This window comes from Salinigranum salinum (assembly GCF_009176545.1).
GTDB classification, from domain to species: domain Archaea; phylum Halobacteriota; class Halobacteria; order Halobacteriales; family Haloferacaceae; genus Salinigranum; species Salinigranum salinum.
This window is the reverse complement of sequence record NZ_VTOJ01000001.1, coordinates 413,389-426,013: the sequence shown is the minus strand read 5'-3', so window position 1 is coordinate 426,013 and position 12,625 is coordinate 413,389. Positions and strand designations below refer to the sequence as shown.

At 68.7% G+C, this 12,625-nt stretch carries 11 protein-coding genes; 5 read left to right on the top strand and 6 right to left on the bottom strand.

Features of this window, described 5'->3' with window-relative positions; translation table 11 throughout:
* Positions 1-72: 72 nt before the first annotated feature.
* Positions 73-651, top strand: a complete 579-nt coding sequence (locus tag FZP69_RS02015; RefSeq protein WP_152039722.1) for a hypothetical protein — start codon at positions 73-75, stop codon at positions 649-651.
* Between the two features lie 132 nt (positions 652-783).
* Entirely contained in the window at positions 784-1,674 is an 891-nt protein-coding gene (locus tag FZP69_RS02010; protein WP_152039721.1) for an alpha/beta fold hydrolase, read from the top strand.
* 314 nt (positions 1,675-1,988) lie between these two features.
* On the opposite strand, the gene FZP69_RS02005 is transcribed toward FZP69_RS02010, so the two are convergent.
* The 6 genes from FZP69_RS02005 to FZP69_RS01980 form a co-directional block, all read right to left on the bottom strand.
* Positions 1,989-3,602 carry a gamma-glutamyltransferase family protein gene (locus tag FZP69_RS02005; RefSeq protein WP_152039720.1) on the bottom strand — a complete coding sequence of 538 codons (1,614 nt, stop codon included), beginning with the start codon at positions 3,600-3,602 and terminating at the stop codon, positions 1,989-1,991.
* An 82-nt stretch (positions 3,603-3,684) separates the two neighbouring features.
* Positions 3,685-4,533 carry an SDR family NAD(P)-dependent oxidoreductase gene (locus FZP69_RS02000; RefSeq protein ID WP_152039719.1) on the bottom strand — a complete coding sequence of 283 codons (849 nt, stop codon included), beginning with the start codon at positions 4,531-4,533 and terminating at the stop codon, positions 3,685-3,687.
* 143 nt (positions 4,534-4,676) lie between these two features.
* Positions 4,677-5,699, bottom strand: a complete 1,023-nt coding sequence (locus FZP69_RS01995; protein ID WP_152039718.1) for a DUF4350 domain-containing protein — start codon at positions 5,697-5,699, stop codon at positions 4,677-4,679.
* Complete coding sequence (locus FZP69_RS01990) at positions 5,686-6,567, bottom strand: S49 family peptidase (protein WP_152039717.1); 882 nt, start codon at positions 6,565-6,567, stop codon at positions 5,686-5,688. The genes FZP69_RS01995 and FZP69_RS01990 overlap by 14 nt, the downstream gene beginning before the upstream one ends.
* 212 nt (positions 6,568-6,779) lie before the next feature.
* Positions 6,780-7,580 carry an ABC transporter permease gene (locus FZP69_RS01985; protein WP_152039716.1) on the bottom strand — a complete coding sequence of 267 codons (801 nt, stop codon included), beginning with the start codon at positions 7,578-7,580 and terminating at the stop codon, positions 6,780-6,782.
* Positions 7,581-8,531, bottom strand: coding sequence for an ABC transporter ATP-binding protein (locus FZP69_RS01980; protein WP_152039715.1), 951 nt, complete (start codon positions 8,529-8,531; stop codon positions 7,581-7,583).
* Positions 8,532-9,007: 476 nt separating this feature from the next.
* Here FZP69_RS01980 and FZP69_RS01975 point away from each other — a divergent pair, with 476 nt between their 5' ends.
* The 3 genes from FZP69_RS01975 to FZP69_RS01965 all read left to right on the top strand — a co-directional run bounded on the left by FZP69_RS01975 (position 9,008) and on the right by FZP69_RS01965 (position 12,460).
* Entirely contained in the window at positions 9,008-9,211 is a 204-nt protein-coding gene (locus FZP69_RS01975; protein WP_152039714.1) for a hypothetical protein, read from the top strand.
* Between the two features lie 26 nt (positions 9,212-9,237).
* On the top strand, positions 9,238-10,263 hold the full coding sequence (aceA, locus tag FZP69_RS01970) for an isocitrate lyase (protein ID WP_394350152.1): 1,026 nt from the start codon (positions 9,238-9,240) through the stop codon (positions 10,261-10,263).
* A gap of 352 nt (positions 10,264-10,615) precedes the next feature.
* Positions 10,616-12,460 (top strand): SLC13 family permease, encoded by a 1,845-nt coding sequence (locus FZP69_RS01965; RefSeq protein ID WP_152039712.1) that lies wholly within the window; start codon positions 10,616-10,618, stop codon positions 12,458-12,460.
* Positions 12,461-12,625: the final 165 nt, after the last annotated feature.

The window sequence follows — 12,625 nt, the reverse complement described above, 5'->3', positions numbered from 1 at the left end:
GCCGGGGTCGTACCGGGGAAACCCGCCGCGACGGGGTCGACGATTCATGACGACCCGTCCCGTCTCCGTGGTATGAACAGACGAGACCTGCTCGCGGTCGGCACCGTGGCCGCGCTCGCCGGCTGTCTCGGCTACGAGGTGGTCGACGAGGAGACCGTCGCCGACCGCCGCGTCCGCATCGCCGAACTCGAGGCCACGGTCGAGGCGCGCGACGAGCGGATCGCCGACCTCGAACGCGAGGTCGAACGGCTTCGGCGACGCCTCTCGGGACCACGGATCAACGCCGTCTCGGTCGTCGAATCGTGGGAGCGCACCGGTGACGTCGTCGTCCGGCGCGTCGACGACGTCGCCGCGGGCGACCCGCTGGCGGTCGCAGTGAGCTTCACGTATCCGATCCGGGGCGACAGCGGAACCGGGCGGGTAGACGTCGGACTCGCCGTGACGGTGACCGACGCCGACGGCCAGCGGGTGGCCCGGAACGAACGCAGCGTCCAGCTGTTTCTCGACACCGACGCGACACTCGCCGAACTGCCGGTGCGGTTCGGCGAACCCGGTCTCAGCCCGGGACGGTACGCGGCGACCGCGCGTGTCACCGACCGCGTGACGAGTCTCGAAGCCGAGTCCGACGCGGTCGCGTTCCGGGTGCGGTGACCCAACGGAAGCAGCCGGGGGCGTGGAGCGACGGCCGTGAGAGCGAGACGATCGGTGTGCAGTGACGACGCGATCCCCACGAGACGCACAGTTATGACATTGCGCCTACAATACTGTGGGGGAGCACACGTCATGACCGCATCAGAGCGAACGGGGAGGGCACCACCGACGGCCGACGTCGAGAGCACCACCAGGATCGTCGAGATCGAGAGCGGGTCGTTTCCCGTGATCGACCACGGCGAGGGACCGGCCGTTCTCCTGCTCCACGGGATGCCGGACTCTCGGCACCTCTGGCGCCACCAGATCCCGGCGCTCGCCGACGCGGGCTTCCGCGTGGTCGCACCCGACATGCGCGGGTTCGGCGACGCGCCGCGACCGGAGGGGATCGATGCGTACGCGCTCCCGAACGCGATCGGGGACGTCACCGGACTCGTGGACGCGATGGGAGTCTCGACCGTCCGTCTCGTTGGACACGACTGGGGCGCGGGCGTCGGGTGGTTACTGGCGGCGACCCGGCCCGACCTCGTCGAGCGACTGGTCGCCATCTCGGTCGGCGCACCGGGGAACTCGGGGACGCGAACGATCGAGCAGCGCGAGCGTTCCTGGTACGTCTACTTCTTCCAGTTCGAGGGAGCCGCCGAGGCGTGGCTCCGGCACGACGACTGGCGGCTCTTCCGCGAGTGGAGCCGAGGCGACGGCGATACGGAGCGGTACGTCGAAGAGCTCTCCCGGCCGGGGGCACTCACGGCCGCGCTGAACTGGTACCGGGCCAATCTCCATCCTCAGTCCCCCGAAGAGAACGGGGTCGAGTATCCGAACGTGACGTGTCCAGTGCTCGGCGTGTGGAGCGACGGCGACAACTATCTCACCGAGGGGTATATGACGGAGTCCACGGAGAAAGTCGACGGGCCGTGGCGGTACGAACGGATCGAGGGGGCCAGCCACTGGGTGATGCTCGACCGCCCCGTCGAGGTGAACGACCTGCTCGTCGACTTTCTGACCGACGACTCGATCACCGGTTGACGCCGCGCACGTGAGCGTGGAACGGCTGCCCGATACGGGGCGAGTAGCGGCTGCTCGATGTGGGGCGAGTAACGGCTGCTCGATGTGGGGCGAGTAACGGCTGCTCGATGTGGGGCGATTGACCGATGTCCGACGCGGGACCGTTTCGCGGTCGATCCGCCCGATTGCGGGGCCGACACACGTGGCGCGACAGCCGGCGGGCACGGTCGCGGGTGACGGTTCGTCACAGACGTCGTCACGAGAGAAACCGACGCGACCCGAGGGGTGCGACGGACCGGACCGACGATCGGAGCACGCGGAGCACTCCCCACTGCTCAGTACGGTGTGACGGCCCCGTCCTTCCGGGGTTCGGTCGCCCCCGAGAGCGTTCCCTCGCAGTTGCGCGCGAGCTGTGCCCCGCCGAACGACGACGGCGGGAGCACCCGGACGTCGTGGCCGTGGCGGGCGAGTTTCGTCGCCCCGGGCAGGCGCGCTTCGACCGCGAGCGTGCCGTCCTCGCGGTAGCGCCAGCGCGGCTCGTCGAGGGCGCGCTGGATCGGCAGGTCGCGGTCGACCAGGTTCGAGACGACCTGGACGTGGCCCTGCGGCTGCATGTAGCCGCCCATGACGCCGAAGGCGGCCCAGTCGTCGGTGTCGTCGTCGGGCGCGAAGTCGAGGAGCGCGGGGATCAGGGTGTGGAACGGCTTCTTGCCCGGTTCGAGTCGGTTCGGGTGCGTGGGCTGGAGCGAGAACGACGCTCCGCGGTTCTGCAGGGCGATACCCGTCTCGCCCGCGACGATGCCGGAGCCGAAGCCGGCGAACCGGGAGTTGATGTACGAGACGACGTTACCCGCGTCGTCGGCCACACAGAGCAAGACGGTGTCCGCGTCCTCGGCGTTGGCGTCGAGCACGCCGAACGAGACGTCGCGGGCCGCCTCGTCGCCGATCTCGGCCGCGCGGCGTGCCGCCCACGCCCGCGAGTTCAGCGGGGGGATCGTCTCGTAGGCGGGATCAGTGATGTACCGGTGACCGTCGTGGAACGCGAACTTCGTGGCCTCGGCGAGGAGGTGGAGCCGCTCGGTGCCCGTGGCGTCGGGGGCACCCACCTCGCTGGCGATGTTCAGCGCCTCCAGCGCGACGAGCCCCTGGTTGTTCGGCGGGAGTTCGTACACTTCGCTCCCGCCGTACGTTGTCGAGATCGGCTCGAGGAACTCCGGCTCGAACGCGGCGAGGTCGTCCATCGAGAGGAAGCCCCCCCGCGACCGGACCGCGTCGACGATCGCCTCGCCGACCGCGCCCTCGTAGACGACGTCCGCACCCACCTCACCGACGCGTTCGAGCGTCCGACCCAGGGCGGGGAGCTGGACCGTCTCCCCCACACGGGGCGACCGACCGTCGAACAGGTAGGTGTCGCGGGCGACGTCGTCGGTGAACAGTTCCTCGGCGTGAGTCCACTGGTCGGCGACGACCTCGCTCACGGGGTACCCTTCGGTGGCGTACTCGACGGCCGGGGCCAGGCATTCGGCGAGCGTCAACCGGCCGAGCTCCGTCACCGTCGTCTCCCAGCCCCGTGCCGTGCCGGGGACGGTCACCGTGTGCGGGCCGCGGAACGGCATCGAGGGAGCCTCGTCGTCGCCGGCGGCGACCGCCTCGCGGACCGCGTCGACGGTCGCCGCAGCGGGCGCGCCCCCGCACGAGCGGAGGGCGCCGACCTCACCGTCGGCGGTCCGGTAACACGCGAACACGTCGCCGCCCAGCCCGGTGCTCGTCGGTTCGACGACGTTCAGCGCCGCGGCGGTCGCGACCGCGGCGTCGAAGGCGTTGCCGCCGCGCCGGAGCAGCTCGACCCCTGCCTCGGCGGCGAGCGGCTGGCTGGTGGCGACCACCCCCCGGGAGCCGTAGACGGTCGAGCGGCGGGAGGTGAAGCGGTCGAGGTCCGGAGCAGGCATACCGTCCCTTGGGAACGGGGTGTGAAAAAAGAGCCCACGACTCTCTTCCCGCTCTTCGTTCTCCTCTCCCCCTCCGCGACCGCTACCGCCGGCCGAGCGTGCGACCGACGACCGCGTGGAGGGCGTCGCCGGCGAGTTCCAGCGACGCCCCGACGACGGTTCGGTTGCGGACGCGCGCGAGCGCGACGCGGTCGTAGACGCGCTCGGGGAGCAGTAGTCGGGAGACGAGGAGGAGCCGTGCCTGTCCGGTCACGACGTACCGGGCGTCCGGGTCGGCGGTCTCGATCGCCCGGACGACCACCCGGGCGACCCGGTCGGGTGGGACACCGCCGGGATCGTACGCCGCGAGAACGCGGTCGTACAGGTCGCGGTGGGCGGAGTCGTCGTCCCGGGCGAGGCCGGCCTTCGCCCGTTCGTTCAGTCCCGTGTCGACCGGGCCGGGTTCGACGAGGACGACGTCGACGGCGGACTGTTCGGCCCGGAGGGCGTCGAACAGTCCCTCGAGGGCGTGTTTGGTCCCGGCGTAGATACCGTGGAGTGGGAGCGACGTCCGCCCGAGGACGGACGAGAGCGTGACGACGCACCCCCCGTTCGCCCGGAGCGTCGGGAGGGCCGCCCGCGTGACCGCGAGCGTCCCGAAGACGTTGACCCGGAACTGTGCTTCCACGCGCTCCCAGTCGACGTCCTCGACTGCGCCGAGTTCGTACGCCGCGGCGCAGTTGACGAGCGCGTCGAGGTCCGCGGGGACGACCTCGCGGACGCGCGCCTCGTCGGTGACGTCGCCGGCGTGCGTCTCGACCGTCGAGGGGAGCGACCCGAGGCCGTCGGCGTCGACGTCGTACGCGAGGACGCGGTGGCCGCGACCGGCGAGGCGGAGCGCAGTCGCACGCCCGATGCCCGAGGCGGCACCGGTGACGAGAACGGTCGACATACGTCCGCGATCGGCCACGAACGCAAAGCTGTGTCGACCGCCAGGGGAGTCAAAAAAGCGTGTCCGGGAGTGGGTCGGCTCTGTGGAGGCGTACGAGGCGGTTCCGACGAAGGGCGGCTCACCTCGGACCGACGCAGGCCGACTCAGGCCGGCGCTGGCGTCGGTGCCGGCGTCGACTCACCGCTCCCACCAGACGGCGGTGCGGGACGCGGGCCCGCTCCGGGGCCGCCCGGGCCGCGTTCGCCCTCCTCGGGTGGCTGCGGTGCGCCGGGCGTCTTCTCGCCGCTCACGAGGAAGTCGGCGAGGTTACCGACGAACACCTCGTTGTCGGCGACGACGGCGTTCTCGCTCCGGAGGAAGTCGGTGTCACCGACGGCGACGACGCCGTCGTTCCGGGCGACGACGGCGTGGTCGCCGGCACGGCGCGTCGTCGAGAGAGTGGTCTCCCCGGTGTCGCTCGCGACGACCGTCGCCTCGTCGCTGGCGGTGACGGGCACCGCCTCGCGGAACACGAGGCGGTCGACGCCGTCGACGAGGTCGGCCTCACCCGTCGGTTCGACGGAGATCGACTTGAAGTGCCGTTCCTCGGAGAGTTCGTAGAGGTAGCCGTCCCCGAACGAGAGCCCGTAGCCGGAGGAGACGGTCGTGTGCGTGTCGCCGACCGTGTTGAACGTGACGCTGAAGAAGCCGCCCTGGACCGTCGTCTTCGGCGGCTCCGAGAGGAGCAGAAGGCGACCGCCGGCGTCGACGAACGAGCGGAGGCCCGCCACCTCGTCGGCGGTGAACGGCTGCCGCGGCGTGGCGATCACGTAGGCGTCCGCGCGGCGGAGCGACGCGTTCAACTCGCCACGGCTGTGGACTCGCACCTCGTGCCCGTTGCGGACGAGCGCCGACGTCAGCGGTTCGAGATCGGACTCGTCGACGGCGTTGTCGTGGGCCATGTCGACGACGACCGTCTTCTCGCCCTGAACACTCATCTCGACGGTCCCGGTAGTGTCGTCCCCGGTGGGGAGGAGCGCCGACGGCTGGAACTGGTCGGCCTCGACGGACGTGTACGTCCGCCCGTCGGGATCGGCGACGACGGACGCGATTCCCGTGCCACCGACGACGAGCGCGACGACGAGGACGAAGACGCCGACGACGCGGAGGCTGTCACGCGCTCGCATTCGCGATCACCTCCCCGTCGAGGTCGACCTCACCGTGGACCATCAGGAACCGGGTCGTGTCGACGTGCCGGTAGCCGACCCCGGGGTCGACCACGACCGTCCCGTTCGTCGTCGACGCGAGGACGATGCCGCGGCGTCGGGGCGGCTCCTTCTCGACGACGCCGTAGTCTGACAGGCCCGCCATCTCGGCGGCGGCGTCGATCGCCGCGGTCCGGTCGCCGATGCGATCGGCCATCCCGTTGTCGACTGCCCGGGCGCCGGTGTAGACCTTGGCGTGGGCGACCTCTTCGCGGGAGATGGCGAGGTCGTCACCGCGGTGTTCCATCACGCTCCCGACGAACGCGCGCTGGAGCGTCCCGATCTGTTCGCGGCGCTGCTCCAGCGTCCCCGACGCCTTGTCGGGGCCGGAGCGGACCTCGTAGTTCGGGGCCGGCGGAGGGACGGTTCCGCGGACGCCGACGCTCCCGACCATCGACGCGGGCGTGACGTAGATGCGCTCGGCCGGGAGCATCCCGTAGTACGCGCCGGAGGCGCCCATGGATCGGACGCTGGCGACGACCGGGAGTTCCTGCGCCGTGCGCCTGACCGCGAGATACAGCTGTTCGCTCGCGGCAGCCGAGCCCCCGGGGCTGTCGACCTCGAGGACCACGGCGTCGATACTCTCGTTCTCGCGGGCCTCGCGGAGGTCCTCGGCGACGCGGTCGACCGAGGAGGAGGAGACGAAGCCGGTGATCGAGACGACGGCGACGTTCCCGTCGGAGCGGGTGCCGTAGTCCCAGATCACGGGCGCGAGGACTGCACTCAGGAGGACTGCTGCGACGACGGCCACGACGTACGCGGCCGTCTTCGGATCCGTGTCGGATGCCATGCGTGCTGACCCCGGGAGGCCGGACGGAAAGGAGCACGCCTGGGTCAAAGAGCGGTTTCAGTCACTCCGCACACGGGGAGTCACGGGGAGTCACGGACAGGGGTCGAGGTCGCACACCGAGGAACGGGGTCGTCATGGGGGACAGAGTCGTCACGGCGGGTAACCCCTCTCACGTGTCGGGACGACAGAGCGAGCAGAGCCGGGAGCCGCGGTCACTCGGTGAGTCCGTAGCCCCGCCTGAACAGCGTGACGTTGACGCCGACGAGCGCCGCGGTCAGCAGCGACAGCACGGCGAGGGAGACGTTGGGATCGACCTCCGCCTGGCCGAGGAAGCCGTAGCGGACCCCGTTCACCATGTACACCATCGGGTTCAACAGCGAGACGGTCCGCAGGAGCGGCGGGAGTTCGGCCAGCGAGTAGAAGACGGCCCCGAAGAAGACCAGCGGTCGGATAATGAACTGATTCATCATGGTGAGGTCGTCCCAGTCGTCGGCCCACAGCCCGCCGACGATGCCGATCGAGGCGAACAGCAGCGTGATCACGAGGCCGAACGAGAGCAGGTAGAACGGTCGAGCGACGCCGACGCTCGTGAACACCGCGCCGACGATCGCGATGAGGACGCCGACGAGCAGCCCCCGGACGGCGCCGGCGACCGTGTAGCCGGCGACCATCGTCGAGTACGACAGCGGCGAGGTGAGCGCCTCCTCGATGTAGCGGTTCCACCGACCGTGGAAGATGGAGAAGGAGGCGTTCTCGAACGCGTTCGAGATAGTGCCCAGCACCACGAGCCCGGGGAGGATGAAGAGGATGTAGGGGACGCCGTTGATCGTGTCGATGCGCTCGCCGAGGATGACGCCGAACACGGAGAAGTAGAGGATGTTCGTGATCAGCGGCGGGGCGAAGGTGTTCTTCGGTCGGCGGAGGAAGCGTTCGATCTCGCGGCGAGCGACGGTCCGAAAGCCGACCGACGTCACGCGCGAGACGAGCGCGAGGACGACCGACAGGGCGGACATCTACTCGACACCCCCGGCGGGGATCGTCTCCTGGGAGTGAGTCATCTCGACGAACACTTCCTCGAGCGAGGTGCGCGAGATGTCGATATCGACGATCTCGAACCCCTTGCGGTCGAGTTCGCGGAGCAGATCGGGTGCGAGCAGACCGCCCTGTCGGGCCGTGACGACGAGGTCGGAGTCGACGAGTTCGACGGCCTCGACCTGTCCGTTGCCGGCGACGATGTCGGGAACATCGGTCGGTGGATTGCGGAGCGTGACGCGGACCCGGTCGGTGCCGCGGTTCATCAGTTCGTCGGGGGTCGCCACCTCGACGATCCGTCCCTCGTCCATGATGGCGACCTCGTCACAGAGGCGCTCGGCCTCCTCGATGTAGTGCGTGGTGAGGAGGATCGTCGTCCCGCGGTCGTTGAGTTCGGTGATGAGCTCCCAGAGGTCACGACGGAGCTGGACGTCCACCCCCGCGGTGGGCTCGTCGAGGATGAGCAGGTCGGGTTCGGTGACGAGTGCGCGGGCGAGGACGAACCGGCGCTTCATCCCCCCCGAGAGCCAGTCGAAGCGCGTGTCGCGCTTCTCCCAGATGCCGACGCGTTTCAGCGCCGTCTCGGCACGGTCGCGGGCCTCAGAACGGGGGATACCGTGGTAACCCGCCTTGTGTTCGAGGACTTCACGGATCGGGAAGAACCGATCGACGTTGAACTCCTGTGGGGCGAGTCCGATCCGGTCGCGCACCTCGCGGTAGTCGGCCTCGACGTCGTGGCCGAACACCTCGGCGCGCCCGCCCGACTTCCGGACGAGCCCGACGAGGATGTTGATGAACGTCGTCTTGCCCGCGCCGTTCGGCCCGAGGAGACCGAAGAACGAGCCCGCGGGGACGGTCAGATCGATGCCCGTCAGCGCCTGCACGTCGTCGTACTGCTTCTGGAGGTTCTCCACCTCGATGGCAGGTGTCACTGCTTCGGTGGAGGGGCGCGAGCCGATTAAGACCGACGACATCGATCGACAGCTGTCGACTGTGAACACGTCGCTCGGCAGGCACCGTCGACGCGGGCAGTCCGTCGCGACCACGCGTGAGAGCCACGGATGGACGGGGCACGTAGTTCTTGGTATCCCCGACAGTCTCTCCGTCTGCCGTGTTCGTCTGGTCACTTATCACCGATAGATCCCGAGAAGATCCATCTCGTGGGTGTACGTCCGGGGAAAACCGTTCTATCGTCCAGATCGTGATAGACAATGACAGACATTTATACACCTAAGACTCGGTCGAACTATTTAACCGCATTATAGAATATTATCATTATAATTCATAAACTTTATCTCCCGGACTCGAGTGTGCCGAACTGCGATGAAGACCGAACACGTATCCGACGCGACCGAGCGCCCGACGACCGGATCGACCTACCCACCGACACCGCCCACACGACCCTGACATGAGCACACGACCCGACTCGACTCGACGCACCGATCGCCGAACCGACGCCCGGACCGACCGCGAGGAACGAGAGACGGAGGCACCGCTCTGTCCCGATCTGGGGACGAGCGGAAGGGATTCTACCGCCCAGCTCCGGCGCGAGCTCCGGACGATACGCGAACAGCTCGACCGCATCGAACAGCGGCTGGAGACGGAGCGATGACCGACGCCCCGCTCGAGCCGACGGCGATGGAGTCGGACACAGTCACCCGCGACATCGATAACCCGATGGGGCGGGAGCTCCGTCGGAAATTCGACGAGGAGCCGTTCGTCTTCGCGCCCGGGCTCTACCACGCGCTCGACGCCCGCCTCGCCGAGATGACCGGCCACGACGCCGCGTATATGTCGGGCTACTCGACCGTACTCGGCCAGTTCGGCTTCCCCGACCTGGAGATGGTGACGATGACCGAGATGGTCGAGAACGCCAAGCGGATCGTCGACGCGTGTAACATCCCCGTGATCGCCGACTGCGACACCGGCTACGGCGGCGTCCACAACGTCCGTCGCGCGGTCCGCGAGTACGAGAAGGCGGGTGTCGCTGCCGTGCACATCGAGGACCAGACGTCGCCCAAGCGGTGTGGCCACATCGCGGGCAAGCAGATCATCTCCCGCGAGGAGGCCCGGTCGCGGTTCGAGGCCGCCGTCGACGCCAGACAGTCCGAGGACACCGTGATCATCGCCCGGACCGACGCCTACGGTTCCGCGAACGGCGACTGGGAAGAGCATCTCGAACGGGGGCGGATCTACGCTGACGCCGGCGTCGACCTCGTCTGGCCGGAGATGCCCGACCCCTCGCGCGAGGACGCGCGCCGGTACGCCGAGGCCATCCACGAGACGCACCCGGAGCTCGATCTCGCGTTCAACTACTCGTCGTCGTTCGCGTGGTCCGAGGAGGACGACCCGCTCACGTTCGCCGAACTGGGCGAGCTGGGGTACAAGTACATCTTCATCACGCTCTTCGGACTCCACTCGGGCGCTCACGCGGTGTACGAGGATTTCAGGGAGCTGGCAGAGATGGACGAACGAGCGCAGTTCGACCTCGAAGAGCGCTATCTGGGCCACCCGACCGAGTCCCACCACGAGCTGTCGTTCGTCTCGCGCTACCAGGACATCGAGATGGAGTTCGACCCCCTCGCCCGCGACCGGATCGAGGGATCGGAGGGGTTCACCGGAGAACAGAGCGATCCGCTGACGAGCGAGAGCGACGACGACTGACCGCATGACGCATCATCACGCACGCGGACGACCGACGGCGCCTGGACGACCGGCAGCGGTCGGGGTGGACCCGGCGTCCGTCCGGGCGCGCGACACCGAGGGGGGATCGGAGACGAACTGAACGCGCGGTCGGCCGGGGACCGGCCCACACCGTCGACCTCGGCTTGGTCACCTCCCCACACGTCCGTCGATTTTCTTCGTGGCGAACCTGTCGAGCGCCGCTCGTCCCTTCGACGGGTTCGGCGCTCCGGAGCGGTCGGTCGCTTCACCGATCAAGGTCACCGCACGGAACCGAGACACTGCGACCGAACCAGTCCAGCACGCTTTTGACCCGCGGTTACAACGTGCGGTCGTGGTCGCGCTCACGCCCGGCATCGTCGTCGTCTCCGTCCTCATCCTCGTGGCGCTGGTCCTCTTCGCGACCGAGCCGGTCCCGGTCGACGTGACGGCGATCGCCGTGATGGTGACGCTGATGCTCGTCGAGCCGGTGTCGGGACTCTTCGTCGACGTCGGTGTCCTCGGCGCGCCGATCCCCATGGTCTCGCCCGAGGAGGGGCTGTCGGGGTTCGCCAACGCCGCGACGCTCACCGTGCTGTCGATGTTCATCCTCTCGGAGGGCGTCCAGCGGACGGGGATCGTCCAGAAACTCGGCGCGTTCATCTCGCAGTACACCGCCGACAGCGAGAGCCGACAGCTCGGGGCGACGATCAGCGTCGTCGGGCCGATCTCCGGCTTCATCAACAACACAGCCGCCGTCGCGATCCTCCTGCCGATGGTGACCGACCTCGCCGAGCGCGGCGGCACCTCGCCGTCGAAGCTGCTCTTGCCACTGTCGTACGCGTCGATGTTCGGCGGGATGCTCACACTCATCGGCACCTCGACGAACATCCTCGCGTCGGAGCTGTCCGACCGTCTGCTGGGGCAGCCGTTCGGGATGTTCGAGTTCACGCAGCTGGGGATCGTCGTCTCGGTCGTCGGCACGGTGTACCTCCTCACCCTCGGGCGCTACCTGACCCCCGAACGCATCAAGCCGCGGAGCGACCTGACCGAGGAGTTCGAGATGGCCGACTACCTCACGGAGGTGATGGTCCGCGAGGACTCGCCGCTCGTGGGGATGCGGGTGCGCGACGCGCTCGTCGAGACCGACTTCGACGTCGACCTCTTGCAGCTCGTCCGCCACAACGAGGTGTTCCTCGAACCGCTCGGCCCGAAGGAGATCCAGGTCGGCGACGTCTTCGCACTGAGGACCGACCGCGACACCCTCGTCGAACTGCTCGACGCCGAGGGGCTCGATCTCGTGCCGGTCACCGTCGACGAGGCCGAGCTCGAGACGGCAGAGGGCGGCCAGAACCTCGTCGAGGTCGTCGTCGCGCCCGGCTCGACGCTCGTCGGGGAGTCGCTCGTCACCTCGCGGTTCCGCCAGCGGTACGACGCGACCGTCCTCGCGCTCCGACGCGGGGGCGAACTCGTTCGGCGGCGGCTCGACGACGTCCGCTTCCGCGTCGGCGACACCCTGCTCGTGCAGGCCTCGGCCGACAGCATCGAACAGCTCGACCGGAACCGCAACTTCATCGTGGCTCAGGAGGTCGAACGCCACGACTACCGCGAGTCGAAGATCCCCGTCGCGGTCGGCATCGTCGCCGTCGTCGTCGCGCTCGCGGCGCTCGACTTCGTCCCCATCGTCGTCTCGGCGCTCGCCGGCGCGGTGGCGATGGTCGCGACCCGCTGTCTCCGCCCCACCGAGATCTACGACGCCGTCCAGTGGGACGTCGTCTTCCTCCTCGCGGGCGTCATCCCCCTGGGCATCGCCATGGAACGGACGGGGGCTGCCGCGCTCCTCGCCGAGTTCGTCGTGCTGAGCTCGACCCTGCTCCCGCTCGTCGGCGTGCTCGCACTCTTCTACGTCGTGACGGCGCTGTTGACCAACGTCATCTCCAACAACGCCTCGGTCGTCCTGATGGTGCCCGTCGCCGTCGAGGCCGCCACGACGCTCGGCGCCAACGCCTTCTCGTTCGTCCTCGCGGTGACGTTCGCCGCCTCTACGGCGTTCATGACGCCCGTGGGCTACCAGACGAACCTCTTCGTCTACGGGCCGGGCGGCTACAAGTTCACGGACTACATCCGCGTCGGCGGACCGATGCAGTTGCTGTTCGTCGTGACGACGACGCTCGGCATCGTCTTCTTCTTCGGGTTGTGAGCGCGGGCCGACATAACGGGTTCACAGAACGACGCAGAGAACTAAGCGCACATGGGTGAATCATGTGGGCACCGCGACGAGCATCGCGAGTCGCGGCACGTTTTTGTCCCCGCTTTTTGCGAGGAGCGGTCGCGCGGAGCGCGACCCGACGAAGTAAAAAGATGG